General features: G+C 41.3%; 26 protein-coding genes. 8 read left to right on the forward strand and 18 right to left on the reverse strand.

Annotated elements, in window-relative coordinates:
• Positions 1–53 precede the first annotated feature (53 nt).
• The 4 genes from BJI48_RS03770 to BJI48_RS03785 are packed head-to-tail and all read right to left on the reverse strand — an operon-like array spanning position 54 to position 3,967.
• A complete protein-coding gene (locus BJI48_RS03770; RefSeq protein WP_095332070.1) occupies positions 54–1,439 on the reverse strand; it encodes an FAD-linked oxidase C-terminal domain-containing protein in 1,386 nt (461 codons plus the stop codon).
• Positions 1,440–1,448: 9 nt separating this feature from the next.
• On the reverse strand, positions 1,449–2,198 hold the full coding sequence (locus tag BJI48_RS03775; RefSeq protein WP_180763035.1) for a plasminogen-binding N-terminal domain-containing protein: 750 nt from the start codon (positions 2,196–2,198) through the stop codon (positions 1,449–1,451).
• The gene (locus tag BJI48_RS03780) at positions 2,195–2,806 is read right to left on the reverse strand and encodes an NUDIX domain-containing protein (protein ID WP_095332074.1); all 612 of its coding nucleotides are present in this window, start codon (positions 2,804–2,806) and stop codon (positions 2,195–2,197) included. Before BJI48_RS03780 ends, BJI48_RS03775 begins: the two co-directional genes overlap by 4 nt.
• A 3-nt stretch (positions 2,807–2,809) precedes the next feature.
• Positions 2,810–3,967: a peptidoglycan DD-metalloendopeptidase family protein gene (locus BJI48_RS03785; RefSeq protein ID WP_095332076.1), complete on the reverse strand. Its 1,158-nt coding sequence runs from the start codon at positions 3,965–3,967 to the stop codon at positions 2,810–2,812.
• Positions 3,968–4,111: 144 nt separating this feature from the next.
• Between BJI48_RS03785 and BJI48_RS03790 the strand changes: the two genes are divergently transcribed.
• The 8 genes from BJI48_RS03790 to argJ all read left to right on the forward strand — a co-directional run bounded on the left by BJI48_RS03790 (position 4,112) and on the right by argJ (position 10,385).
• Positions 4,112–4,321, forward strand: coding sequence for a hypothetical protein (locus BJI48_RS03790; RefSeq protein ID WP_095332078.1), 210 nt, complete (start codon positions 4,112–4,114; stop codon positions 4,319–4,321).
• Positions 4,322–4,380: 59 nt separating this feature from the next.
• Positions 4,381–4,581: a flagellar biosynthesis anti-sigma factor FlgM gene (locus BJI48_RS03795; RefSeq protein WP_095332080.1), complete on the forward strand. Its 201-nt coding sequence runs from the start codon at positions 4,381–4,383 to the stop codon at positions 4,579–4,581.
• Positions 4,582–4,649: 68 nt separating this feature from the next.
• The gene (locus tag BJI48_RS03800) at positions 4,650–5,078 is read left to right on the forward strand and encodes a hypothetical protein (protein WP_095332082.1); all 429 of its coding nucleotides are present in this window, start codon (positions 4,650–4,652) and stop codon (positions 5,076–5,078) included.
• 9 nt (positions 5,079–5,087) lie between these two features.
• Entirely contained in the window at positions 5,088–6,908 is a 1,821-nt protein-coding gene (gene flgK, locus BJI48_RS03805) for a flagellar hook-associated protein FlgK (RefSeq protein WP_095332084.1), read from the forward strand.
• A complete protein-coding gene (locus tag BJI48_RS03810; RefSeq protein WP_095332086.1) occupies positions 6,905–7,702 on the forward strand; it encodes a TIGR02757 family protein in 798 nt (265 codons plus the stop codon). Before flgK ends, BJI48_RS03810 begins: the two co-directional genes overlap by 4 nt.
• A 116-nt stretch (positions 7,703–7,818) precedes the next feature.
• The gene (rpmB, locus tag BJI48_RS03815) at positions 7,819–8,007 is read left to right on the forward strand and encodes a 50S ribosomal protein L28 (protein ID WP_095332088.1); all 189 of its coding nucleotides are present in this window, start codon (positions 7,819–7,821) and stop codon (positions 8,005–8,007) included.
• Positions 8,008–8,025: 18 nt separating this feature from the next.
• Positions 8,026–9,153: a potassium channel protein gene (locus BJI48_RS03820; RefSeq protein ID WP_095332090.1), complete on the forward strand. Its 1,128-nt coding sequence runs from the start codon at positions 8,026–8,028 to the stop codon at positions 9,151–9,153.
• Between the two features lie 11 nt (positions 9,154–9,164).
• Positions 9,165–10,385 carry a bifunctional glutamate N-acetyltransferase/amino-acid acetyltransferase ArgJ gene (gene argJ / locus BJI48_RS03825; RefSeq protein ID WP_095332092.1) on the forward strand — a complete coding sequence of 407 codons (1,221 nt, stop codon included), beginning with the start codon at positions 9,165–9,167 and terminating at the stop codon, positions 10,383–10,385.
• Positions 10,386–10,431: 46 nt separating this feature from the next.
• On the opposite strand, the gene flgE is transcribed toward argJ, so the two are convergent.
• The 14 genes from flgE to BJI48_RS03895 all read right to left on the reverse strand — a co-directional run bounded on the left by flgE (position 10,432) and on the right by BJI48_RS03895 (position 25,414).
• On the reverse strand, positions 10,432–12,582 hold the full coding sequence (gene flgE, locus BJI48_RS03830) for a flagellar hook protein FlgE (RefSeq protein WP_095332094.1): 2,151 nt from the start codon (positions 12,580–12,582) through the stop codon (positions 10,432–10,434).
• Between the two features lie 121 nt (positions 12,583–12,703).
• Positions 12,704–14,149 (reverse strand): type I glutamate--ammonia ligase, encoded by a 1,446-nt coding sequence (gene glnA / locus BJI48_RS03835; RefSeq protein ID WP_095332096.1) that lies wholly within the window; start codon positions 14,147–14,149, stop codon positions 12,704–12,706.
• Positions 14,150–14,274: 125 nt separating this feature from the next.
• Positions 14,275–15,186, reverse strand: a complete 912-nt coding sequence (locus BJI48_RS03840) for a thiamine-phosphate kinase (RefSeq protein WP_257874372.1) — start codon at positions 15,184–15,186, stop codon at positions 14,275–14,277.
• Positions 15,156–15,992 carry a carboxylating nicotinate-nucleotide diphosphorylase gene (gene nadC / locus BJI48_RS03845; protein WP_095332100.1) on the reverse strand — a complete coding sequence of 279 codons (837 nt, stop codon included), beginning with the start codon at positions 15,990–15,992 and terminating at the stop codon, positions 15,156–15,158. The genes BJI48_RS03840 and nadC overlap by 31 nt, the downstream gene beginning before the upstream one ends.
• On the reverse strand, positions 15,992–16,996 hold the full coding sequence (gene nadA, locus BJI48_RS03850) for a quinolinate synthase NadA (RefSeq protein ID WP_095332102.1): 1,005 nt from the start codon (positions 16,994–16,996) through the stop codon (positions 15,992–15,994). Before nadA ends, nadC begins: the two co-directional genes overlap by 1 nt.
• A gap of 49 nt (positions 16,997–17,045) precedes the next feature.
• A complete protein-coding gene (locus BJI48_RS03855) occupies positions 17,046–17,888 on the reverse strand; it encodes a phosphatidylserine decarboxylase (protein ID WP_095332104.1) in 843 nt (280 codons plus the stop codon).
• On the reverse strand, positions 17,878–18,618 hold the full coding sequence (locus BJI48_RS03860; protein WP_095332106.1) for an arginyltransferase: 741 nt from the start codon (positions 18,616–18,618) through the stop codon (positions 17,878–17,880). Before BJI48_RS03860 ends, BJI48_RS03855 begins: the two co-directional genes overlap by 11 nt.
• 12 nt (positions 18,619–18,630) lie before the next feature.
• Positions 18,631–19,155, reverse strand: a complete 525-nt coding sequence (locus BJI48_RS03865) for a helix-turn-helix domain-containing protein (RefSeq protein ID WP_257874373.1) — start codon at positions 19,153–19,155, stop codon at positions 18,631–18,633.
• Positions 19,155–19,706 carry a hypothetical protein gene (locus BJI48_RS03870; protein ID WP_095332108.1) on the reverse strand — a complete coding sequence of 184 codons (552 nt, stop codon included), beginning with the start codon at positions 19,704–19,706 and terminating at the stop codon, positions 19,155–19,157. The genes BJI48_RS03865 and BJI48_RS03870 overlap by 1 nt, the downstream gene beginning before the upstream one ends.
• Positions 19,696–20,574 (reverse strand): menaquinone biosynthesis prenyltransferase MqnP, encoded by an 879-nt coding sequence (mqnP, locus tag BJI48_RS03875; protein WP_095332110.1) that lies wholly within the window; start codon positions 20,572–20,574, stop codon positions 19,696–19,698. The genes BJI48_RS03870 and mqnP overlap by 11 nt, the downstream gene beginning before the upstream one ends.
• Positions 20,575–20,586: 12 nt before the next feature.
• Positions 20,587–21,129, reverse strand: coding sequence for a DUF502 domain-containing protein (locus BJI48_RS03880; protein WP_095332112.1), 543 nt, complete (start codon positions 21,127–21,129; stop codon positions 20,587–20,589).
• Between the two features lie 50 nt (positions 21,130–21,179).
• Positions 21,180–22,520 carry a ComEC/Rec2 family competence protein gene (locus BJI48_RS03885; protein ID WP_257874374.1) on the reverse strand — a complete coding sequence of 447 codons (1,341 nt, stop codon included), beginning with the start codon at positions 22,518–22,520 and terminating at the stop codon, positions 21,180–21,182.
• A gap of 3 nt (positions 22,521–22,523) precedes the next feature.
• Complete coding sequence (locus BJI48_RS03890; protein ID WP_095332114.1) at positions 22,524–23,999, reverse strand: replicative DNA helicase; 1,476 nt, start codon at positions 23,997–23,999, stop codon at positions 22,524–22,526.
• A gap of 164 nt (positions 24,000–24,163) precedes the next feature.
• On the reverse strand, positions 24,164–25,414 hold the full coding sequence (locus tag BJI48_RS03895; protein WP_095332116.1) for a restriction endonuclease subunit S: 1,251 nt from the start codon (positions 25,412–25,414) through the stop codon (positions 24,164–24,166).
• Positions 25,415–26,288 lie beyond the last annotated feature (874 nt).

Below are 26,288 nucleotides of genomic sequence, written 5' to 3' on the forward strand. Positions count from 1 at the left end.
GGTTTTCGTTATGCTTACTCGATTCAAATCATCCCCAATAAATTTAGCTTGTTCTACAGCCCCATTTTGCCAGGATTGAGGATATTGTTTGGGTCAAATGCCTTTTTGATTCGCCTAAAAAGCTCCATTTCCGCAGGACTAAATGCCAAAGGCATAAACGAAGCTTTCGAAAGCCCAATCCCGTGCTCGCCACTAAGTGTCCCCTCAAGCATAATAGTAATCTTGAAAATCTCCTCAATCGCCTCATAACCTTTTTGAAGCTGGGCTTTATCTTGGGGGTCTGGGACCATCACATTAGTATGGACATTCCCATCGCCAGTATGCCCAAAACACGGGATTTTGAAGCCATATTTCTCACTCACCTCGCCAATACGCCTCAAAAGCTCGGGGAGTTGCGCGCGTGGGACGGTGATATCTTCATTCAGCTTTTTTTTGCCATAAATCGTGATACTTTGAGAAGCATTCCGCCTAGCAAACCACAAATCCGCTTCTTCTTGCTCGTTTTGGGCAATTTTGAACTCAAGACAACCATTTTCCTCAAAACGTTGCTTGATTTTTTCAAGTTGCCAATGGATTTGTTCAGCAATATCTCCATCAACCTGCGTGATGAGTATCGCTCCGGCGTGCGTTGGCAAGCCCTTGTGGAATTTTTCTTCGACTGCTTGGATCGTTAGATTATCCAAAAACTCCATCGCAACCGGTGTTACCCCGCTTGCCATTGTTTTATACACCGCATTCATCGCATCATCAATATTTGCAAAAACACCCATCGCTGATTGCTTGAATTTAGGCTTTGCGAGCAGTTTGAGCGTAATCTCTGTAATCACTGCCAAACTCCCCTCGCTTGCGACCAAAATCCCCGGGATATTGTAGCCGGCAACATCTTTTATCGTTTTTTTGCCTGCCCGAATAATCTCCCCACTAGGCAAAACCGCACGCAACGCCATCACATAGTCTTTTGTAATGCCGTATTTTGCCGCACGCATCCCCCCGGCATTTTCACTCACATTTCCCCCGATGGTGCTGTATTCTTGACTGGCAGGATCAGGAGGATAAAACAAGCCCTTTTTCTCCACACTTTCTTGAAAATGCTTATTGATAACGCCGGGCTGGACTCTTGCGACCAGATTTTTTTCATCGATTTCTAAAATCTGATTGAAATATTTTTCCATCGCTAGCACCAGCCCACCTTGTGCGGGCAATGCCCCTCCGGTAAAACCACTGCCTGCACCCCGTGGCACGACAGCAATGGCATTTTGGTTGCAATATTTCAAAATCGCACTGACATCCTCTTCATCTCGGGGATAAATCACCCCATCAGGCTGGTAACGCTCCCTTGTCGCATCGTAGCAATAAGCAATCAAATGGGCGGTGTCGTCAAAAAAATTTTCCTTGCCAACGATTTTTTTGAGTTCCTCGCGGTGGTGGTGTTCCATCATCGATTTTCCTTATTTAAAATTTGATCCTTGCTGGACTAATCTATCGTAATATTCAAAATAATTCTTGGATTTTTTGCCATAAAACAAACTCGCAAGACTGCCCGTTTTGACTTCCTCAAGCCGTGAAAAAAATGGCGCCATCGTGCTAGTGACTTTGGATGTGTCAAAAGCAATCTTTTCTAAAAGCACAAGGCTTTGGCAATCCAAAACATTCACATTGTTTGTCCCTACAATATAAAGCAAACCGACACTATAAACCTCGCAGGCTTTTTTTAGGAATTTTGGTTTGGGATCAAACCCGCCAAAATCGTTCAAATACCCCATCAACAAATCAGAATTCATAAAAATAACATCAGAAATCTGTGATCGCAATTTCTCATAAGTCGCAGAATCTGGAGCAATCAAAAACGCTCTATTATTAAGATCTCTAAAAACTGCCATATCGCCTTTTTTGGGATCGACACGAGGCGTGGGTAAATATTTTTGCTTCATCATATCAAACACGCCAAATTTTGCCAATGCCACGCCATCTTTGATGGATTCTATCTGGAGTTTTGCCGATATGACATTGTAATCTGTGAGCTTGGTAACCACAAAACCGGTTTCTCCGACCTTAAGATCATAAGCAGGGAAACGCAAGATTTTTTGTTGCAAATCAACGTCTTCTATATTGATTTTCAATGTCTGGTTGAGTTCATTTGCCCCCGCTATCACACTTGCAAAAATCGCAATTATCCATAAGTTTAAAAATTTTTTCAACACGCTGGTTCCTTATCATAAAAATTATCCAGATACCATCTGATAGCATAGCACAACCCAGAAGTCTTCGCTAGACTATCATCTTCAATAAAATCTTTGGCTTTTTGGGCGGGCAAAAACAAAACATCAATACACTCCTCATCAATGCCCCCGCCTTGGGTGCGCTTGTTTTTTTCTGTTATGGTGGTAAAAAATATCGTTTGTTTGCTCCCGCTAATCCCTGTGGAAGAATAAAAAACAGCTATTTTTTTGAGTGCAGAGGGTAGAACCTCATAGCCACATTCTTCAAGCACCTCTTCAGAAGCGATCTCTTCAAGACTTTTGCCTGGCTTATCGACAAGCCCGGCACACAATTCATAAGTATATCCCTCGCCATTTTGGAAATAAACAGCGGGGCGAAACTGCCTCACAATGACAAAGCTATCAAAATCCCTATGATAAAGCAGAATCGAAACGCTATCGTGTGAAGCGATGATATCCCAAGATTTTTCCTTTCCATTTTCGCTATACACCATCCGCTTGGGCTTGATATAGGCTGAATTAAGGCATTCTATGTAACGGATAGAATCAAAATCAACCTTAGAAGTTGGCTGGGCAAAATATTTCATCGCCTAACCTCGAATCGAAACATAAGCTTTTTGCTCCTCAAATGAATATTTTTCAAGCGCTTCTAGCAATTCATCTTGATATTCTTTTGCAACACGTAAAAATTCTTTTTTATCCTTGCCTTTGAGCTCACTTTTTGTCGTTCGGATACTCCCTAGCGGATCAACGGGGCGATTGTTTTTATACACCCCAAAATGCAAATGCGGTCCGGTGCTCACTCCTGTGCTCCCTACCCTGCCGATTATCTGCCCTTTTTTGACATACACACCACTCCTGATTCCTTTTGCAAACGCACTCATATGGGCGTAGAGGGTTTTGAGTCCATTGCCGTGGCTGATTTCAACGGTCTTGCCATATCCCCCTTTCACGCCGACATACACAACCCGCCCATCTGATGCCGCTCGGATAGCAGTCCCCGCCCGTGCGGCATAATCCACGCCATAATGCGGGCGGATTACTTTCAAGATAGGATGAACGCGCCCATAAGAAAATCTTGAAGAAATACGGGTGTATTGCACCGGAACTTCTAGCAAAAATCCCGCCACCTCCTTGGCATTTTTGTCATAATACCTGCCGTTTTTGTAGGCAAAAATATAATTAAGTTTTTTATTGGTCTCAATCACAGCTGCCTTGATATCTGGAGAACCAAAAGGCTTGCCTAATCGGTATTTTCTGGTATAAATAATCGCAAGCCGATCATCTTTGATGACAAATTTTTTGAAATTGATACTTTTTTTGTAGGCATTGATAAATTCATTGGCAAGGCTCACATCGTGGGTGGCTTCCACAATATCTTGATAAGGCGATTTTTGCACCGCTAAGGTCAAGATCTTTTCAGCTGAAAATGAAATGATAGGGATAAAATCCATCTGATAATCGCCATTTTGCTTATAAATATGGATCTGAACATCTTCGCTGATAGGGATGAGTGCCTGCAACAAATCGCCGTTATCATCTTTTAATGTATAATAAGAAATACCCGCATAGATTTCTGCAGTCAATTCTTTGTCTTGTGAAGAAAGATTATAATAAAGTTTCAAAGGGATACTATTTTGTTCAAAAAAAGTAAGCAATGTTGCGCCCTTATCCCACGGGAGTCTTTCTCCAACAGCCCCAAAACTGATGGAAAAAAACAAAAAACATAACCATAAAATCTTCTTCATTAAACGCCTTGAATATCTATAATGTAAAAACTCAAATTATATATCATTTTGACAAACACCGCCTGAAAGCCAAAACCAAGTCGAAATCTGATATAATCATTCAAAATAAAATAAAAATCTAATACCCAAAAGAGGCAATCAATAATGGACATTAAAAAATTTGATTTGAGAACTTGGTTTTTCCCAACGATGTGTTTTTTCCTTTTTTGCTATGGGATGGCATTCCTTGTGATCTATACCTATACGGCAAATACGAATGTTTCACTTTTTACCAATGTCAAAACCCCATCAGAAACAACCAATGTTGAGAAATTCAAAGAAGAAATGATGAAACAAATCAAGAAAATTAACTAAAACATTTACAATATGTGTCGATATCAAATCCATATACCATTCAAGGAGATTTTTCAACAATGATCAATCCAATCGGAACACTCAACACAGCTTTGATAGCTAACGAAAACAAAAAATCCTCAGAAAATATCAAGCCACAAGAAGCCAAAGAGATTACAGACAAAATCGCACAAATCAGAGAATTGATAAAAAACGATGCGTATGAAGTCAATCTCAAAAAAACTTCTGAAAAAATGGCATTAAATTTGCTTAACCTATAAAATATGCGAGGATACTCTTAGGCTTGCCTTTTTGAGTATCTAGCTTAAAATATTTTAGGATTAAGCTTATGTTGCACAATTATTTAAAAGGCGCAGTATCGGATCTTTCGGCATTGATAGATTTGACACAATCAGATATTGATGACATCAAAATCGCCAATCACGAAGATATTTTTGAGCGCAATTTTAAAAAACAAGAATTTATCAAATCTTTTGAAAGCAAAAAAAATCTTATCGACCAAGAAATTATCAGTCTGAAAAACAAATTCCCGGACAAAAGCTTAGACCAACTTATCGATGAAGGTTCTAGCGAGCTTTTAGGACAGATGAAACAAAATCTTATAAACCTCAAAGAACTCAATGCCAACTACGCTCGAATCGTCTTTGCCGTATCGGAATTTTACTCATCCTTGATTCAAAAAATCATCCCTCACGAAATCTGCGACTACAAAGGCAACAGAGCCCCTGAAAGCAGTTTTTTAAAGATCCAGGCTTAGGAGCGGGTTATGGGCGGTATTTTATCCTCACTCAACACCTCCTACACAGGACTTCAAGCCCATCAATTGATGGTCGATGTTACAGGAAACAACATCTCAAATGCGAGTAATGAATTTTACAGCAGGCAACGTGTCATTGCCAAGCCTGAAAAACCTATCCCCTACCAAGACAAAAACATTGGCAGGGGCGTAGAAGTCGAATCTGTCCAGCGCATTCACGATGAGTTTGTTTTTTCAAGATACCTCAAAGCAGCCCAAGAACACGAATTTTCCCAGACAGAATTTTCTAATCTCCGGGAAGCTTCAGCCTATTTTCCCGATGTCGATGGCGTGGGTATCTATAATGATCTTGAAGAATATTTCAATGCTTGGAAAGACTTGGCAAAAAACCCCAAAGACCCCGCTCAAAAGCTCGTTTTGGCAAAAAATACCGAAGTCCTTGCTAACAATATCAAAGACACCAGAAGCAAACTAGCCACCCTCCAACAAAAAGCAAGCGAAGAGCTTGAAAGCACCATCAAAGAAGTCAATAATCTCGGTTCTCAAATCGCACAAATCAATCAACGCCTCAAAGAAATGGAAGATGCCAAAATTCTCAAACAAGCCAATGAACTCCGAGACAGGAGAGATGAACTCGAATTTCGCCTCAAAGAACTCATCGGGGGCAACATATCAAAAAATCACCTCAAAAAAAATTCGCTCAACGACAACAAAACGGCCGATTTTGATGATGAATATATCCTCAACATCGGGCACGGCTTCAACATTGTCGATGGGTCTATCTTCCATCCATTGGTGCTTGAGAAAGAAAATAATGCAGAATACCTCAATCGTGTTTATTTTCGTGGCTATGATTTCAAAGATGTCGATATTACTGACAAGCTCGATCAGGGCAAAGTGGGTGCGCTCATCGGTCTGTATAACACCGGCTATGAAGGCACAAAAACAGGCAAGCTCCAAAACTACATCAACCTACTGGATTCATTTGCAAAAGGCTTCATCGAAGCGACCAATGCCATCTATGCCCAGAGTGCGAGCCATCAAATCGAAAGCACCCAATTAGAATTTGAAAACAACGAAGCATTCAAAGACACCAATTACAATATCAAAAATGGCACGTTTGATTTGATCGCCTACAACACCGATGGCAAAGAAATCGCTAAAAAAACCATCACGATCAATGACATCACCACGATGAAAGATGTCGTCAATGCGATCAATGCCAACACCGATGACAATAACGACAACAACGCAACCAACGATTTTGATGATTATTTTCAAGCCTATTTTGATAATGATTCCAAAAAATTCACTATCCAAGCCAAAGAGCCCTCAAAAGGATTTTATGTCTCCCTCAAAGACAACGGGACAAATTTCACCGGCGCCCTAGGGCTCAATACATTTTTTGATGGCAATAACGCCCAAAACATACGCCTCAATACAAAATACAAAAACGATCCGACCTATATCCGCCCCTGGCTTGCCCCCATCAGTGGGAATTTCGATGTTGCCAATATGATGCAACAACTCCAATACGAAAAAGTCGATTTTTACGATAACAAATTCAACATCGGGCAGATGAAATTAAGTGAATTTTACCAATACGTTTCTGGAAAGGTTGCCAACGATACCGAAAAATCGCAACGAACGCTTGATACCAAAAAATCGGTATTTGAAGCCATCAAAAAAGAACAATTAGCCATCTCGCAAGTAAGCATTGATGAAGAAATGGTTAATCTCATCAAATTCCAAGGGGGGTATGCTGCGAATGCAAAGGTCATCACCACGATTGATAGGATGATAGATACGCTTCTAGGCATCAAGCAGTGAGAAAAGATCTCAAAGAGATTTTAGACACCTATTATCAATCAAAAAATCATCCGGGTGAAATCACCGAAGCCAAGCCCGATCCGCTCCTAGTTCTAGGGCAATATCAAGATGATGAACTTTTTGAAGAAATCGCGCTTATTTGTGCGTTATTGTCTTATGGCAATGCCAAACAAATCGTGCTTTTGCTTAAAAAACTTGATTTTTCCTTGCTAAAATCATCGGTAGAGCAGATCCAAAACGCCCATTTCCCGCTTTATCGCTTCCAAACATCACAAGATATTCAAAATCTTTTCATCGCCATCTATCAAATCAGCCAAACCACGAGGATAAAAGACGTGATTCTGGCAGGTTACGCAAAAAATGGCAATGTCATTGATGGCATTCATTTTGCAATGCAAACCCTCCACACAACCCTCCTGACCCTGCAAAAATCCTGTGCTAAAACCACCAAAAGCAATGGATTGGATTTCCTCATCGGCAAAATCAACCCCAACCCCAAAGGCAGCTCACCGCTAAAACGTTGGAATATGTATCTGCGATGGATGGTGAGAAAAGATTGCCTGGATTTTGGGAGGTGGGGAGGTGAGATCGCAACTTCTCGATTGATTTTGCCCTTGGATACGCACACATTTCGCACGTGCCAAAAACTAAATATCCTCAAACGAAAAACCTATGATTTGCACGCTGCAATCCTCGCAACTGAGGCACTCAAAGATTTTGACCCCATCGATCCTGTCAAATATGATTTTGCCCTTTATCGGCTCGGGCAAGAAAAAGCCCTGGATACGATATAGACAGAAGAATGCACCCTCCAAAGATAAATCCATTCCCCATAAACAAAAAACTTAAGTTAGTTTTGAAAATTTTTTTGTATAATTGCAAGTTCAACACTTTAAAATAAGGCAAAATTATGGCAAGAAAATGTTTTATCACCGGCAAAGGACCAATGGTAGGGAATAACGTAAGCCACGCAAACAACAAAAACAAAAAGCGATCTCTCCCTAATCTCAGAAGCGTCAAGATCAAGCTTGATGATGGGACTTCAGTAAGGATAAAAGTAGCTGCTTCCACGCTCAGAACAATGAAGAAAAAATCTTAATTTTGGGGCAAAAATGCCTTGCTTAAAAAAATAAAAAAGCTCATCCACTGGGGAACAAACTCAAAACCAGACATTGATCTAAGACCAGAGTTATACGAACAACTCAAGCCGTTTAGGCTTCCCCTTATCCTCATTCAGATTTTTATTCTCGTTGGGACTTTAGGGTATTTTGCCTTAGAGAACTATACCCTCATCCAAGCATTCTTTCAGGCTTCTTATACATTCACAAATACGGGCTTTGGCGCTCTTGATGAAGGGAACTTCCAGCCAATAACGATTCTTTTTACCACACTTTTGATGTTCTGTGGGGCAGGTGTCATCACATTCAGCGTGGCTTTTATCATCAGTATCATCAACAACGGGACGCTAACCCGTCTCATCAAGGAGAAAAAAATGGTCAATAAAATAGCACGATTACGCAACCATTATGTCATCTGTTATCACAATGAATACACCATCGAGCTGAGCAAACAATTTCGAGACGCCCAAATCCCTTTTGTCGTCGTGGATAACCAGCCTGATTTTGAAAAAGAAGCCATCAAGCACAAATACCCCTATTACATCACCAGCGATCCCCATACCAATATCGCAATGCTAAAAACCCATCTCTCGAGTGCCAAAGGTATCGTTACATTTTCAAAAAATCCCTCTGATAATATCGCCCTCATCGTCTCTGTGCGCCTTTTTGAAAAGGAACTCAATCGAAGACCCTACTATATCATCTCCAGTGCAGATACTGGGGAAGATGTCGAGAAACTCAAAAAACTAGGCTCGGACAATGTCGTTTCACCTACCAAACTGATGGCACAGCGCATCAGTGCGATGGCGATAAGGCCGGATATGGAAAATCTTTTGGAACGATTTGTTTATAAAAAAGACACACCTTTAGATATGGAAGAAGTCATCGTTCCCAAATATAGCTGGCTCGTTCTTCGTAAGCTCAAGGAAGCGCATTTTCGAGAAATCACCAAGACATCTATCATCGGTATTACCCAAAAAGATGGCAAATATATCCCAATGCCCGATGGCAATGCCATTATCGCAAGTGAAGCGAAACTTTTGATGATAGGGACTTCCAATGGCATTCGAGAAACCAAGCGTTTCATCACAAGAAAACAAAAACCCAAAGAGATGGATTATGTATAAGGAGATATTTGATGAAAAAATTTGAAATTTTACCCATCACAGGCGGTATCAACGCCCCAAAAGGATTCTACGCTAATGGGATCAGTGCCGGACTCAAAGGGCTTGATGAAAACAACGAGCCAAAGCTTGATGTCGCATTTATCTATATGGATCCCCCGTGTATCCCGCACGCCATCTTTACATCCAACAAATTTCAAGCCGCCCCCATCAAGCATTTTAAAAAATATGCACAAAATCGCCCTAGTAATTTTGTCCTCATCAACACAAAAAACGCCAACGCCCTCACCGGGGAAAAGGGTATTGAAGACATCGAAGAAATCCTTAGTGCCCTGGAAAGAGATTTCCCCCAAATCACCCATCCCATAATGTGTAGCACCGGGGTCATCGGCGTGCGCCTACCCAAGCAAAAAATCATCACATCATTTTCAAAAATCGATTTCACCCATCAAGAAAATACCGCCCACACAAAAGCCGCCCAAGCGATAATGACAACCGATCGCTTCCACAAAGAAATCGCTTTGAAAGTAGAGCTTGCAGATGGGGGAATGTTTCATATTGGGGCGATGGCAAAGGGTGCGGGGATGATAGACCCCAGCCTAGCGACAATGCTTTGCTTTATCACCACCGATGCCTGTGTGCCAGAAAATGAGGCAAAAAATATTCTCCAAGAATGCGCTTTTACGACATTCAATGCCATTAGTGTTGATGGAGACACCAGCACCAACGACACGATTATGTTATTTGCCAACTCACAAAGCAAGGCATATGAACGCAGTGCTTTCAAAGAAGCTTTAAAAATGGTTATGCACAAGCTCGCTACCGACATCGTTTCCGATGGAGAAGGTTCGAGCAAACTCGTAGCCTTTGAGGTCAGCGGGGCAAAAGACAAAGCAGAAGCCATCAAAGCTGCCAAAGCGCTTAGCAACTCCCTTTTGGTCAAAACAGCGATTTTTGGTTGCGATCCTAATTGGGGGCGCATTGCCTCAACGATCGGTGCTTGCGGTGTGAGTGCGAGTGAAGAATCTTTGAAAATTTTTATCGGGGATATTCTTGTTTATGATAGGGGTGAGATTTTGTTTGATACCCAAACCGAAAAAAAAGCTGCTCTTGTGATGGAGCAAGATGCATTTGCCATCCGTTGCGATCTCGGCATAGCTGATGGCAAATTCCGGGCTTATGGGTGTGATTTGGGGCATCGCTATGTCGAAATCAATTCAGACTATCGTAGCTAAACCCAAATGATTCTAGCCACAAAAAGCCTCTTTGAGATAGCCTCAATTACTGCTTGAGATTCAAGAGGGTATTGAGGATTTGATCAGAAGTCGTAACGGCTTTTGAGTTTGCTTGAAAACCTCTTTGCACCACGATGAGCTGGGTAAGGCTTCGGCTCAAATCCACGTTACTCATTTCGAGTTTTGAGCCTGATACCCCGCCTCTTCGCCCGGTATTGGCTGCTCCAATCATTGCTTGCCCCGAGTTGCCCGTTTGAGAAAAGACATTCCCACCTTCAGACTGCAAACCGGTGTTATTCGCAAAGTTTGCAAGGGCGACTTGGGCAAGGGCGAGTGTCCTACCATTGCTAAATGCCCCCAACAAAGAGCCGTTGGAGTCAAATCTGACATCGAGCAAATCGCCAGCTTGATACCCATCTTGACTGATAGCATAGGTTTCAGAAATCTTATCCACACTCGTCAATCCCCCAAAACCGCCATTAGTTCCAAAACTCAAATCAATTCTCTGGGGTGCATTTGATCCATTTTTGGGATCAAACTGCAAAACAGGTGGGTTCATCCCCGCCAAACTCCCATCGCTATTAAAGCGCAGTCTCCCGCCCTCAAAGATATTGGGTCTTGTAGGCGAACTCCCATAAAGCTCAGAAGGCTCAGGCACAATCGCCCGAAAACTCCATTCCGCACCCCCACTCTTGTAAAATTCCAGTCTCAATGTATGCTTTGTCCCCAAGCTATCGACAATATCAATACTCGATGTATGTGTGGCGTGGGTCATTTTGGATGTGCTTGTCGAAACCCCACCCTCAATCAAAGAAGCCGTATTCAAAGCTTTCATTGTGTCTTTGAACAAAACGTTATTCGTAACATTTTCAGAAGCATAAGCACTAACAAAGATATTGAGATTTTGCTTCTCATCATCGCCATTATCCTTGTTGAGGATTTCAAACATCCCATATTTATTCACCGTTACCGAAACAGAAGCGGTCGTATCGCTATAGTTCATATAAGGGTCTTTAATCATATTGGCATCATATTGTATCAAGGCACGCAGATCCTCTGTCGTCCTAAACTGCCCGGTAGATGAATCTGGGCTGAGTGATTTTGTATAGCGGTATCTAAAAGATGTAATATCAGCATCCCCTTCGACAAAGTTTGCAAATGCGCCCGTTCCTGAAGAAGTTACCCGAATATTTTTTACTTTTTCGTCCCCATCAAGCTCATTTCTGTTTTCTAATCGCAACAAACCGCCATCAAGATAAGCTTCAATGCCGGTTTTGTCTTTTACCGCATTGATAGCATTTTGTGCAGCTACAAGGCTTGAAACACCGCTGATTCCCGAATCGTTGGTAAATGAAATTTCTGTATCGTTCAAGCCGATAGTATTGGTTTGGTCAGAGGCAAAAATCTCATTTTTCATTTCTGCGGTTTTGTAGCTCACCCAAATACCTTGATTTTCATTCAACAAAAACGCATCACCATCACCATTAAAAAGTGAGCCAACATCTTCAGCCATCTGGGTAAGCCTTGATTTAGAATCATAAACAGGATTCACGCCATCAGAAGCTGTCTTGCTAGAAGAATCAAGTGCAAAAATATCCCCTGTTTGATCGACGTGCCTACCGGCATTGAGATTTGCCCGCATAGAAATTTTCGAACTCGCTCGTGCGGGCATAACCATACCCGGATCAATTCGGATATTTTGGAGCGGGCCAGTATTATCGACTTTGAAAAAATCAGAATCGCTCATTTTTGAAGCATTTTCAAGGTCATTTTTTACCCAACCTTGCACAAGGTAGCCCCCTGTAGTAACGAGATTCCCATCAGCATCAAACAAAAATTCCCCATTCCGTGTAAAATTCCTTGTCGTCCCTCTATCGGGGCTGATGACAAAAAATCCCTCGCCCTCAATCGCCAAGTCAGTCTTGACATCAGTGTTTTGGGTATTGCCTTGAGAAAAAACCTTTGTTGTTGCATCGATTCCCACGCCAAGACCTATAGAAAAGTCATTCTGACCGCCTAATCCATTTTTGTAAGGCGAGGTAGCGATGAGTTTAATCTGCGAAAGCATATCCACAAATGAAGCTCGAGAATACTTGAAACCGACCGTATTCACATTTGCAATATTATTACTCTCAATATCAAGTGCTATTTGGTGAGCCTGCATACCACTCACACCAGACCACATAGACCTAAGCATATACATCCTTTGCAATTTTTTATAGATACATAAGCAATTAGCGTGCCAAATATTTTGATTATGGAGATTTTAGGAGACGCCCATCAAGGGCGCAAAATTAAGAAATATTTAGAATAAGCGATTAGCAAGAATACGTGGAGATAAATTCAAACGGATGGGGTCTGCCCTCCCAGGGCCAAATCTCGGTTTCAAACTTGAAGCTTTTATAAACCTGGATAAATTCCTCAGTAAAAACATTGCCTTCTTTGAGATAATTTCTATCCAAAAGCATTTCTTCTACCGCACTCCGCAATGTATGGGGCATTTGCTTGATACCTTTTTCGCGGATCTCATCTAATGTCAGCTCAAACAAATCAATATCCATCGGCTCACCCGGATGGATTTGCTTAGCAATACCATCCAGACCCGCCATCAATATGGACGAAAATGCCAAGTAAGGATTTGCAGAGCTATCAGGGAAGCGAAACTCTAGCCTCGCACTTTTGCCTGAAACCCCATAAGGAATCCGCACGCTCGCGCTTCTATTTTGTGCAGAATATGTCAAAATCGATGGGGCTTCAAAACCTGGAATCAATCGCTTGTAGGAGTTTGTCGAAGCATTACTAAAAGCTGCCACGCTCCTAGCGTGTGCAAGCACCCCGCCCAAAAAATGCAAGGCATTATCACTCAAGCCCTGATATTTCTCCCCTGCAAAGAGATTTTTTCCATCTTTCCAAATACTCACGTGTGTATGCATACCGCTACCATTGTCCCCAAACAAAGGCTTTGGCATAAATGTTGCTGTTTTGCCGTTGAGATGGGCGACCATTCTGACGACGTATTTGAGTTTTTGGACATTATCAGCTGCCTCGACCAAATCCCCAAATTTCACACCAATCTCGCCCTGCCCTTGGGCAACCTCGTGATGGACAACAAATGTCTCTAAACCGACCTGATTGAGGACTTTGGCAATTTCTGCACGCAAATCCATCATCGAATCCACAGGCGGGACTGGGAAATACCCCCCTTTTGTGCCGGGGCGATGCCCAGAGTTGATACCGCCTTCAAAAATCTTATCGCGATTCCATTCCCCCTCCTCGCTATCAATCTCGTAATATTGGCAATTTACAGCGTCTTTGATTTTGATAGAATCAAAAATAAAAAATTCATTTTCTGGACCGATATAAGCCGTATCGCCCAAGCCACTTTCTTTCAGATAAGCAACAGCCTTTTTTGCCAAGCTTCTGGGGCATTTTTCATAAGGTTGGTTTTTGTAAATATCCCAAACATCACAAAACACTACAACCGTCGTATCAGCAGTGAATGGATCGATAAAATACCGGATGGGTTCAGGGAACAAAATCATATCCGAATGTTGGATGGGCTGCCACCCCTTTAGCGAACTCGCATCAAAAGGGATACCATTTTGAAATGTCTCCTCATTGACTGCAGAAAACGAGTAAGCCATATGATGCCACACCCCCTTGATGTCAGTAAATCTAAAATCCACAAATTCAACCTCATTTTCCCTACAAAAGGCAAAAAACTCTTTAACACCATCCAACTTATCCCGCTTAAGGCTTTCCATTTGTATATCCTTTCGTTTAAACTAATTTTTGAATTGTAGCATTGTATTGCAAAACTAAAACTAAAAAACACCAAATCCTGCTGGCTATAAACCCCGAGAAAAACCGCAGATTCTAGCCCATCATTTCAATGCCACGCATACGCAGGATAACGGCTTTTCCCTCGCAATACCTTGCCCATACATTCGACATCGACCCGATGTTTTTTTGCGATTCTCATTACACGCAATCTCTCTTTGGGAGCAACACAAAACAGCATTTCATATTCCTCGCCACTTTTATAAATCTCTTTTTTGTTTTTGAGGCTAAAAGCAAGCTGATTGCATTCAGAAAGGCGATTGCATTCTGCATAAACCCCATCAGAAATATCCATCCCCATATGGGCAAATCTAGCGATTTCAGCAATAAAACCCGCCCGCAAAATAGGCTTAGTGAAACGAGATTTTTTGTTTGATTTACCCCCAGATAAAAGCCGTTTTAATGCTAAATAACTCCCGCCGAGCTTCCCCGTATGAAAGATCAAATCCCCGCGTCTTGCACCCTTGCGAAATAGCGTATTTTTTCTAGCCTCCCCGATCATATTCACCACAACCCCAAGTGCGTTCCCCCCGATGGTATCCCCGCCGATAATCGTGATGTGAAATTTTTTGCAAACTGCTACCATCCCACAAAGAAGCTCTTTGATAAAATCTTTGGAAACATTTTTTGGGAGCGAAACGCCTAAAAGGGCGTATTTGGGGATGGCATTCATCGCCAAAATGTCAGAAACATTTACCAAAAAGGCTTTTTGCCCGATTTCTCTAGGCGAAAACCACGCTTTTTTAAAATGCGTCCCCTCCCAAAACATATCCATCGCATACACCGGGCTAGAAATATCCTTTGGCAAGCAACTCCCCCCAGAGCGATGGCGTAAATTGGGATTGTCAGAAAAAATCACCGCATCATCGCCTACCCCCGAGACAACGCCACTTTCAAGTAATTTTTGAATAAAATACGCTTCAATAGCCATCACAACATTTTCATACTCATATCCAGCCAAACCGCCTGATGGATCAACGCCCCAATACTGATGGCATCTACGCCACTTTGTGCATACCCCCGGGCCGTGTCTTTGGAAATCATCCCGCTCCCCTCAAGCAAAACATTTGGGTGAAAAGCATTTCTAAATGCCACGACTTCTTTGATGGCTTCAATACTCATATTGTCGCACATCACGATGTCTGCGCCTGATTGCATTGCGAGCTTGGCAAAGGCAATGTCTTCAGATTCGATCTCTATCTTGGCTGTCCAGGGGATATTTTTTCTTGCCATCTGGATAAATGACTGCAAATCCGAAATATGTTTCAAATGCGTATCTTTCAGCATTAAGGCATCATCAAGCCCCATACGATGGTTTTTTGCCCCACCATTACGGACCGAATATTTTTCAAACTCCCGCAAAAGCGGGCGCGTCTTACGTGTATCTAAAATCGCTATATCGATCCCATCAAGCGCACGCACATAAGCAGCGGTATTGCTAGCAATCCCGCTAGAATGCTGCAAAATATTCAAAATCACCCGCTCAAGCTTGAGCAAAAGCGTATAAGAACCCTCAAATTCAAGCAACATCTCACGATTGCCAAAAGGCTCGCCATCAGCAATCTTCCAAACCGATGGTATATCAAAACGCCTAAAAATCTCTCGGATATAAATCTCACCAGAAAAAACGCCCGCACTTTTGGCGATAATCCCCGCTTGGGCTTTAAAATCTTCCTTGATGAGGCGCTCAAACAAATCCCCCCGTCCCAAATCCTCATTCAAAGCACAGCTGATAAAATCCTCTAAATTTCCCAAATTTTTAAACATTATGAAAGCTCCAACATTTTATTTAATGCCTCTTTGGCAAATACTGCGGTGGTGGCATCAATATTGATTTGATTATACGGGCGATGATTTTTGTAAGCTTTTAGGACTTCAAAAACATCTTTTAGCGTCGTCTCATTCATCGTGGGGCATTCCGGGATACTCGCAGAAAGCACGAATGTATTTTGTTTGCCCTCATAAGGGGGACGGAGGCGATTGACGAGGTTAAATTCCGTGCCAACAGCAACTTTTTGGCTAGGAGGGAGCGAACGCACGTAGGTAATGATTTGGCTTGTCGAACCCACAAAATCAGCCAACTCCACAACATCAGGACGGCATTCTGGATGCACGGCTATCAAAATATCGGGGTATTTTTGCCTAAAAAACGCCACATCTGCAGGCATAAAAAGCTGATGGACTGAACAAAAACCATTGTAACAAATCACATCAGCTCTCAAAACTTTTTCTTGAGAATCAACGCCTAAAACCGCCGATTTTAGCCCAGCTGAGCGGGCAAGATTCTCGCCCAAACATCTATCAGGCAGAAAAAATATCTTTTTGCCCGCCTTTTGAGCAAACGCAAAAATCTTATTGGCATTACTGCTGGTGCAGACCAACCCGCCCATCTTGCCGACTTTGGCTTTCACATCAGCATTCGAATTAATATAGGTGATAGGCAAAATATCGGTAATCCCGTATTTTTGAAGCAATGCCACACTCGCATCATAATAGCCACTACTCACCATCCTAGCCATCGAACAACACGCAACTTTTGGCATAATCACATCCTTGTGCGGGGCGAGGATTTTCACACTTTGACCCATAAACCCCACCCCGCAAAACACGATGAGATTTTTATCGCTTTGGCTGGCTTTTTTGGCAAGCTCCAAGCTATCCCCGCTAAAATCTGCGATCTCTACAATTTCATCTTTTTGATAAAAGTGTGCTACCAATTGCGCATCCAAATCATCCAAAAGTTGTCTGATTTCTTTTTGAATCTCACGCATCTATCAACCTTTTTTAATTATTTTCCTTTTTAAAAAATTGCTTGCTTTTTTAATTTTGCCTATCTTCGCAAATGAAAGTCGCTATTGTATCACCAAATCGCACTTTTAAATCTGGCGCACAATGTGATTTTAAGTTCTTGGCAAATACCACAATCGTCGAACCCATCTTAAACAACCCTAATTCCTCGCCTTTTGCCACACAAATCGGGGAATCATAACGATAAATCGCATTCTTAAAATCCCTATTGGTCTGCACACGTGGTTCAAAATGTAGCACCATTTGCCCGACATTCAAAGCCCCCACCGCAACAAAATACAGCATTTCTCCCATCGGATCTTTGGCAACCACCACTACACGCTCATTTTTGATAAATAAATCCTGATTTTTCCGCAAAGAAGGCATATTCACAGGCAAAAGCACCCCTGAAAAATACCGCACTTCGATGACTTTTAGATCACACGGGGCGTGATAGCGATGATAATCTCTAGGCGAAAGATAAAAGTTAATATATTCATACCCTGCTTCCAGTGCATCTATTGTTTCTATTTTGGCTTCTCCTGTGCCATCATCAATGCCTAACAATTCACCCACACGATAGCTCATCCCTTTGATCTGGAGTGCCATCCCGCTTGATACCTTAGCGCATTCGGTGATGAGGCTATCACAGGGGGCGATAAGTGTGTCTTTTGCGTTATCAAAATCTCTTTTATTTTTGAGCGATCGGGTAAAAAGTGCGTTGAGACTTTCATAATGCTCTATAGGTGCAAAATCGCTCAAATCTATATCAAAAATCTTGACATATAGCGTATTGATAAATTTCTGAATAACGCTAGGGAAACGATGATTGGCAAATCGCCCAAAAAACCTTGAAAATTGATTACTAAAAGCCATTTTTTTCCTTTTGATAAAATTGCCAAAAAGGCGTATCGAGCAAATCAGGGGCATTGATGAGGGTTTCAAAAGGCTTGAAACGCTCTTTATAGCCCATACAATAATGATCTTTGATCCAATAGCCCGGATAAAAGTATTTTAACCCCTTTTCTTTGGCGATTTTGATTTGAGACAAGATATTCAATGTCCCCAAACTCAAATCCCCATAATCGTGATCATAAAAAAAATAAATCGCTGACATACTATCCAAAAGCGCATCAACAAGCCCCACGCCGACCAAACTTCCCCCAACATAATAGGCAAATTCATAACCAAAATCCATAAAGCCATCTACAAACATATCCGCATAGCTCGCCCGATCGATACCAGCGTATTCCCAGCCTTTTTTGTCTCGCATATGTTGGTGGTATTTCTCATACAAAAAAAGATGGGCATCATCGACATAGGGTCGGGAAATCACAAGATGGGTGTGTTTATTTTTGAGAAAAACACGCTTATGGTTTTTGCTAAAAACAAAATCACCAACAAGCTGGCGGATAGAAATACAATCCTTGCAATCAGTGCAAACGGGGGCAAAAAAATACCGCCCAAAGCGTCGCCACCCGCGCTCTAAAAGCCCCCGATAAAAATACGGGCGGCATTCTTCAATATAGAGATAATGGAATTGACTCGTTTTGGTTTTGATATAACTGCATACTTTTTGTTCGGAATAAAACTCAGCAATACGCATCAAAATAAGACTTTATTTGATATCAGCAAGCTTCAAAATAAACTCGACCTCACCCCGACCGACCCGAAGCTCTTTGGCGATAGAATCGATACTCCAGCCATCTTGAAACATCGAAATGATACGCTTTTCATCGACATCATTGCCACTAGGAACAAAATGCCCAAACTCCCGTAATTTATTTTCAAGCCCGATGATTTTTTCTTCAAAATAATCCCTATCTTTATCCAAAGTTTCTTGAATGCCCTGGATGTGGCTATAGAGACTGGAAAGATTGGCATTGAGATTATTTTTGACTTCATTTTTAATATTTGTCCCCAAAGCAGAATTGGCAAACTCTGTTTGCATTTCACTTTCTTGTATCCACTTCCTCGTTTTGTAGATTTCTTGGCTCATCGCTTCCATCGCTTTTTCGAGACGCTGTGTTTTTTTGTGAAATTCTCTATCTTTAAAATAATTAAACAAAATCAAAAATATCAACACCAGCAATATCGCCCCAGCTATCATTAATAATAAATCATCAGAATTAAAAATCATCATTATTTATCCTTTCTATTGTGTTGGGCTCTGAGATTTTCCATCTCCTTGTTGGCAATATACATATCAAAATCCTCCATATCTTTTGGGTGCATTTGGGTAACCCGAAGAATCCTCTCATCAAAAGCCTGTGCAAAAATCCCCATATAACGCTCGGGGAAAATGGGTAATTTAAACCGCAAATAATACGCTTCTAAAGGCTCAAAACTCGCAACAGCCGAACAAAGCACCCCGTGCCCAAGCGCAATAAGTCGCCCCTTGTGCTCCAAATCAATCATAGTTTCACACTTGTTAGCGATGAGATTTTCTAAAGCATTGAGCTTGGCATAAATTTGTGATATTGCTTTCAAAATCAACTCATCATCAGCTTCAAGTCTATTTTTTCCTTTGAGATTTTCTAGCCAATTATCAAACCCATTTCCTTGACTTCCAAGCTTGAGATATTCTTGCTGGGCGTCTTCAGAAGGTTTGCCATATGCAAATTCAAGACAACACGGCACAATGCGTGTGGGAAAATTATTTTCTCTGCAAATTCTAGAAAAATCAATTTCCATAGGTTCTACTCAGCCCATCTATGAGAATAAAAATAAAAAAAACAAAGCCCAAATACCCATTAGTAACAAAAAAAGCTTTGGGGATATTTCTAAAATCCACACTCACTAAATATTGCTCATAAATAAGCATCCCCATCGATACAACCAGCCCGATATACGCAAAAATCCAGCCGTGCGAAACATACACAAACAAAGCCCAAAAAATCACAGCAAAGATATGAAAAATCCGAGAAATCAGCAAGGTTTTTGCCTCACCAAAAATCGATGGTATCGAATAAAGCCCCTCTGCCCTGTCAAATGCAATATCTTGGAGCGAATAAAGCAAATCAAATCCTGCCACCCAAAACATCACACCCAAACACAAAAACAAACACCACAAAGGGATCGCACCCAACACAGCGATCGAGCCAGCTAATGGAGCAAGACCTAAAGAAATACCCAAAACCAGATGGGCAAGATAACTAAAACGCTTCATATACGAATACCCGCCCAGCACAATCAAAAAAGGGATGGAGAGATAAAACGCTAAATTATTGATAGCATAACTCACGCCCACAAAAATGAGAGCATTCAAAACACAAAAAAATAAAACCGCATTCGGGGAAATCCTCCCATCCACACTGGGGCGTTTGTTTGTTCTGGCATTTTTCGCATCGATGAAGCGATCGGCGTAGCGATTGAAACCCATTGCAAAATTTCTCGCACTCACCAAAGCCAAGGCACACAACAAAAATATCTCAAACCCAAACCAAACGCTCCCATTTTTTTGCACAGAAGCCACAATCATCGCAATCAAAATAAATGCACCCGAAAACACCGTGTGTTCAAATGCTACGAGCTCGCTAAAATTTTTAAGTCTTTTAAGCACCTTTTTTCCTCTTTATTTGATACCGAGCGAAACGACTTTTTTCAAGCCCTCTGAGACGCTCATATCTGCTTTTTGTATCTTGTCTTTTGGGGTTTTTAGCAAAATCCCTGAAGTCGGATTTGGCGTAGTGGGGACAAAAATCCAATAACCATCTTCTTCTTCTTTTGTGATAAATCCAATCACACGATTACCCGCTAAATCCACATAAGCCACGCCCAAATAACCCTCAGCGCCCTTACCAGAAAACATCTTGATGATGTCTTTTAAAACAGCGTATATCGTAGCCACTCCGGGGATTTTGCTGATGACAAATTCTGAGGCTTTCACCAACAAAAATTCTTTGTTTTTTTCAAACAAATAACCCGCATAAGCAAGCACAAACACCATCACAACCAAAATACTGATAGTCGCACTCATACTATTTGCAGCGGTGTTAAAAATCAGCTCGACAAAATGCTTGATAAGCCCAAAAATAAAAGACAATAACCAAATCAACAGGATAATGGGCAAAAGCACCAAAATACCCTTCCCTATCAGCCTGAAAATCGTATTCATCTATTTCCTTAATCTTTTCTGGTATTTTACAATTTTTTAATGACAAAAAACTACAAATATTTCAAAAGCAAAAAAATAAAAAACCCCAAGCTACAAACATTCAAAAGCCAATAAGCTCCCTTGGAATAAACAGCCCCCAAAGACAGCCCAACATAAAAAAGCACAAACCACATTGGCGTGATATAGCTGATAAATGGGGGCTTAAGAGTTAGGGCGTGGAGCAAAAAATCATCAAAAAGCCCGCCCAAACCAAAAAAATGCAAGCCCAAACTCAAGGGGAAAAAGATAACAAATACAAACCCTACAGGAATGGAAACAAATTGATACAGCGAAAAATAAGGGAAAAAATAATGCACGATCGGGGAAATATTAAAAAAAATTGCCAAAGAAAGACAAATCGCATACAAAATAAAATGCATTTTGGGAAAATATTTCAAAAATAAAAAAATATAAAACACCCCAGCCACCGACAAAATAAACCCGATATTAAACGCCAATGAGGGAGAAATCGCCACACAAAAAAGGCAAACAAAAAGCAGTGAAGCAAAACTCAAAATCCTCATCCCGCTATAATAAACCAAAAACGCCACACCCGCCATCACAAACGAACGAAAAAATGATGGCTGAAAATCCAAAAGCAACAAATACCCAAACATCAAACACAAAATCACTGCCCCCAAATCATACGCCTCGTTGCGATAAGGGAAATAACGCTTTTGAAAATAACGATAAATTGGTGCGAACAAAAAATAAAAAAACCCGCTCAAAATCCCCAGATGAAACCCGCTGATAGCGATAATATGGGCAAGCCCAAGTTTATTGGAGAGTTCTCGCCAGCTTTTTGCTAAAGGATCGGCGATAAAAAGCGCGCGATAAAGATTCCCTACAGACACCTCATCGCTAGAGCTAAATGCCTCGTTTGGGGTGCTAGAATGCTGGGAATCGATAAATTCCCGAATCTTATCGCGATAATCCCTTTTGTGGAGCAATGCGATACGATAGGCATTCACATAACAACTTTTCATAAACTCCAAAAAACTGCATTCTTTAAACTGCCCATACACACGAACATAGCGGTTTGTTATATCTTTGATGTCTTCTTTAGAAATTGTATAAAAAACATTTGCATTACTATCGATGAGCTTGAGGACAAAATACGTTTCTGTCTTTTTGTTGCCATTTTTTAGCGTTTTTTCTTTGGTTTTGGGGTATTGCAACAACACTTGGGCGGTGATGTCTTGAGGTTTAGCAAAATCAAGTTGCAAAAATTGCGAATATTTCAGCCCTAAATTCGCCACAAAAACAAGCAACAAAATCCCCCCAACCACCAGCCATTCTTTGTAGCCATCAATCAAAAAAATATCATAAGGCGAGGTTTTTAATTTTTTCACAGACTAGATAGAAACGACTTGGATTGCAGGCTCATTGGCTATTTTGGTAGGCGTGTAGGGAATTTCTGATTCATTGGCAATATCTTCAAATCGTGTGTATGCCTTGTTGAATTGAATTTTAACCGTGCTGGTCTCACCATTTCGATTTTTGGCAACAATAATCTCAGCTGGCTCAATACCGCCTTGATGATTTGCCTCTCTTTGGCGTTTTAATTCATCCTCATAGGCTTTGAGTGCCTTATCGTTGCCTTCTTTTTTGAGTTTGGCAAGCTTTTCTTTTTCATTACGCCTCTTATAAACATCATCACGATACAAAAACAAAATAATATCCGCATCCTGCTCGATCGCACCCGATTCCCTAAGGTCAGAGAGTATCGGGCGTTTATCATCTCTGCTTTCGAGTGAGCGATTCAGCTGGGAAAGGGCGATGATAGGGATCTCAAGCTCTCTAGCCAAGGTTTTTAGCCCCCGACTGATTTCACTGATTTCTTCTTGGCGCATCATATCGCCCCGCCGATTCCCATTTCCCATCAGCTGGAGATAATCCACAATCGCAATCTCGATATTTTGATTTTTGCTTTTGAGTTTGCGGAGTTTAGAACGCAAGGCATTGATACTCAAAACACTGCCATCATCGATAAATAAGTCTTTTGAAGCCATTATATCCGAACAGCGCGAGAGTTCTTCCCATTGTTTTTCATCAAGATTGCCAATTTTGAGGTCTTGGAGCGGGATGGAGCTTAGCGCTGAAAGCATCCGCAACATCAAATGCTCTGCGGGCATCTCAAGACTAAAAACCGCCACGCCCTTGCCGTGATTGAGGATTGTTTGTGCCATATTCAAAAATAATGTCGTTTTCCCCATCGATGGGCGTGCGCCGATGATAATCAACTCACCTTTGTTAAATCCCGTCGTGAGGCGATTGAGCTTTTCAAAGCCTGTATTCAGCCCAGTGATATAGTGATTGCCCCTTGCTTTGAGTTCTGCTATGAGTGCAACCGCACTATTAATCACCTGGTGGCTGTCCCGAAAGCCCCCTTGCGTATTTTTGACAGAAATATTATAGATTTTTCTTTCGATTTCATCCAAAATCTCTTCGGTGCTACTGAAGCTATCGAGCGATCTTTCTCGCAACGCATTCGCCAAAGAATGTAATTCCCGCTTGATAGAAGCATTTTTGAGTTCTTTGATATACGCTTCGATATTGGCAATTGGGTTGGTAGAGAGGATATACAAAAATTCTTCATCGCTGATTTTTTTGTTTTCGGGGATTTTGGAGCGGATAAAATCCTCATCCAAAGGCAGATTTTGCCTAAAAAGGTCAAGGCAAACTTCAAAAATCGTCCGATGGGGGGTATGCAAAAAATCCTTTGGCTCAAGCAAATCAACGATTTCATCGAATTTTGCAGGGTCAAAAATGATAAAAGCGATGATGACACGTTCAATATTGATCGTATGGCTATTGGGAATCTCTGCCATTTTCTCCCCTATTTTGCAAATTTTTAGGATATTTTATTTGGGTATAGATTTAAACTATTTATTGAAATAATATTTATTTTTTAAATTTAAATGATATTTTATCAGGTTTCTAGGTCTGTAATTCTCCCATTTTAAGGTGAATATGTCAAGCGAAATCCCACCCCTTAGCACCTCTCCTCCTTGGGGAAACCCGCATCGACGGGGGCGGGTTCGGGTTTGGGGAAATTTAGCAATAAATCCCGGTAATAGGCGTATTGCTTTTTTCTTAATTCTATTTCTTTTGGCAAGCCTTCGGTTAGGGAATTGGTTAGTGCGTCGAATTTATCTAGTATGTCGACGATTTGATTTTGGGCTTCAATTGGGGGAATGGGGATAATATATTCTTTTATTTTAGAATCTGATATTGCTGGATAAGCCGCTCCACTTTGATTGTCTTCTAAATATTTTTTAAAATTATTTGAAGTAACACAATAAAAAATCCATTTGGGCAGTGCAACATATTTTTTTGCACGCAAAACACAATAGCCCGTGCTTGCAATTTCTCCATCGTATTTTTCATCAATAACACAACAACGTTGTTGTGTGGGGCGAGTGGTTGCAAAAATAACATCATCTTTTTCAAGCAACTTTTGCGCTCTGCTTGGTGCTGTTTTTGCTGTGATTTCTGATGTTTCTAATATTGTATTTGTTTCAATACTGACAGAAGTTAAATCAATGTATTGATAAGTTTTTAAAGTATTTTTCCAATTGATATTTTTGGTTTGCGTTGTTACTTCCCCCAGCGGTTTATATTCCACCTTTGCGCCATTAAGCAGTTTTTGCAAAAAAGGAAAATCGGCGGCGTTTTTAAAGTCTAACAGTTTATCGCGGTAGTATTGGTATTGCTTTTTGCGCAAGCCAAGCTCGCGCGTTAGCTCGCTTATTAGCTTAGTGAAAGTGTCTAGCATTCTGACAATTTCATTTTGAATCGCTAAAGATTTCTCTGGATTATTCGGCGCGGGGATGGGGATGGGGAGATTTGTAATCTCTTCAGTAGGGAGATGAGCGGGAATAGCATCTACGACTAACGAATAAATTTCTCGTTGTTTGTTTGTTAAAACATAAAATAAAAATTTATTAATTAAAGTGGATTGAGGGATGACGCAATAACAAACATCATTTGCCCAAAATTCTTCAGTAATAAAATTCACAAAACCTGCTGTCCCATATTTTACGATGGTAATTGTATTTTTATCTTGGTTACTTTTGTTATATCGCCCCATCGGAGTTACGCCCCCACTATAAACGGGGTAAGTTCCATCAGGAATTAGCTCGCTTTTTGTAACACGCCGACCCCTTTTAATTTCCGCCACTTCCCCCAACGGTTTCCATTCCACATTTTCGCCATCTAATAGCTTTTTTAAAAACGGGTGCATTGGTTTCCTTGTTTTTATCTTTGTTTATATTTTAAACTTTTAAACCTTAGAAACTCTACCCACCCACCCTAAGTTGACAACAAAACGAAGTGCCGTTATAACCCTATTCTTTAGGAACAGGAGGAGCGTTAAGGTTAAGCCAACTGCTTGGCTTAACTAGCTCCGCACGGCGATGGTTCTATGCGACTTTTAAGGAGCATACCGGACGCCCAAACCTTAATTGACTGCCCGAAGTGGTCTTCAGATTCGGGTGAAGCCCAAACCAACACCTTTAAAATTTATCTCGAACGCACAAGCCTAAGGCTTGGGTGTGAGATGGTAGCTTTAGGAATGGAGCAGGGATTCATTCCCTGCGGAGTGGTCTTCAGATTCAGTTTTTAAACTGAATCAAATAAAACATAATGTTTTTTAAGCTTTAGCCTTTTGAGATGGAGAGTTTAAAGATAAATTAAAATCCTCTTGTTTTGATTTCCCTTGAGGGGGACAAGGGGCTAGCCGTATCCTATACCCTTACGGGCATATACGTATCGGCGTGCGAGGCTACCAGAGCCAAGCAGTTGGCTTTTTTAAAGGTTTGGGCGTCCGGTATGCTCCTTAAAAGTCGCATATTACCATCGCCGTGCGAGCCTAAAAAAGATAAGCAGTTATCTTTTTTAACGGCTCTCCTCCTTACGAAGTCCGCCCAGATTCGACCCACCCACCCATAAAGGGCGGGTCAAAAAGACCCCTTTAGAACAATGGGCGGGCGGGTGAAAACCCCGCTACGCCGACCAGTGTGCTTCTAAATCAACCCCCTAAAACACGCTATTTGTTTTTCTTCAAATTCCACCTGTGCCAGTTATGTGCCAAAAGCTCCCTTAGCTATTAACTCAAG

Origin of the sequence: Helicobacter sp. 11S02596-1 (assembly GCF_002272825.1) — a bacterium.
Classification (GTDB): Bacteria; Campylobacterota; Campylobacteria; order Campylobacterales; family Helicobacteraceae; genus Helicobacter_J.

Bases quoted from the DNA above. Each gene is read 5' to 3' on its own strand.
- BJI48_RS03770 (WP_095332070.1), bottom strand. From the start codon at position 1,439: ATGATGGAACACCACCACCGCGAGGAACTCAAAAAAATCGTTGGCAAG.
- BJI48_RS03780 (WP_095332074.1), bottom strand. From the start codon at position 2,806: ATGAAATATTTTGCCCAGCCAACTTCTAAGGTTGATTTTGATTCTATC.
- BJI48_RS03785 (WP_095332076.1), bottom strand. From the start codon at position 3,967: ATGAAGAAGATTTTATGGTTATGTTTTTTGTTTTTTTCCATCAGTTTT.
- BJI48_RS03790 (WP_095332078.1), top strand. From the start codon at position 4,112: ATGGACATTAAAAAATTTGATTTGAGAACTTGGTTTTTCCCAACGATG.
- BJI48_RS03795 (WP_095332080.1), top strand. From the start codon at position 4,381: ATGATCAATCCAATCGGAACACTCAACACAGCTTTGATAGCTAACGAA.
- BJI48_RS03800 (WP_095332082.1), top strand. From the start codon at position 4,650: ATGTTGCACAATTATTTAAAAGGCGCAGTATCGGATCTTTCGGCATTG.
- flgK (WP_095332084.1), top strand. From the start codon at position 5,088: ATGGGCGGTATTTTATCCTCACTCAACACCTCCTACACAGGACTTCAA.
- rpmB (WP_095332088.1), top strand. From the start codon at position 7,819: ATGGCAAGAAAATGTTTTATCACCGGCAAAGGACCAATGGTAGGGAAT.
- argJ (WP_095332092.1), top strand. From the start codon at position 9,165: ATGAAAAAATTTGAAATTTTACCCATCACAGGCGGTATCAACGCCCCA.
- flgE (WP_095332094.1), bottom strand. From the start codon at position 12,582: ATGCTTAGGTCTATGTGGTCTGGTGTGAGTGGTATGCAGGCTCACCAA.
- glnA (WP_095332096.1), bottom strand. From the start codon at position 14,149: ATGGAAAGCCTTAAGCGGGATAAGTTGGATGGTGTTAAAGAGTTTTTT.
- nadC (WP_095332100.1), bottom strand. From the start codon at position 15,992: ATGTTTAAAAATTTGGGAAATTTAGAGGATTTTATCAGCTGTGCTTTG.
- nadA (WP_095332102.1), bottom strand. From the start codon at position 16,996: ATGCGTGAGATTCAAAAAGAAATCAGACAACTTTTGGATGATTTGGAT.
- BJI48_RS03855 (WP_095332104.1), bottom strand. From the start codon at position 17,888: ATGGCTTTTAGTAATCAATTTTCAAGGTTTTTTGGGCGATTTGCCAAT.
- BJI48_RS03860 (WP_095332106.1), bottom strand. From the start codon at position 18,618: ATGCGTATTGCTGAGTTTTATTCCGAACAAAAAGTATGCAGTTATATC.
- BJI48_RS03865 (WP_257874373.1), bottom strand. From the start codon at position 19,155: ATGATGATTTTTAATTCTGATGATTTATTATTAATGATAGCTGGGGCG.
- BJI48_RS03870 (WP_095332108.1), bottom strand. From the start codon at position 19,706: ATGGAAATTGATTTTTCTAGAATTTGCAGAGAAAATAATTTTCCCACA.
- BJI48_RS03880 (WP_095332112.1), bottom strand. From the start codon at position 21,129: ATGAATACGATTTTCAGGCTGATAGGGAAGGGTATTTTGGTGCTTTTG.
- BJI48_RS03890 (WP_095332114.1), bottom strand. From the start codon at position 23,999: ATGGCAGAGATTCCCAATAGCCATACGATCAATATTGAACGTGTCATC.
- BJI48_RS03895 (WP_095332116.1), bottom strand. From the start codon at position 25,414: ATGCACCCGTTTTTAAAAAAGCTATTAGATGGCGAAAATGTGGAATGG.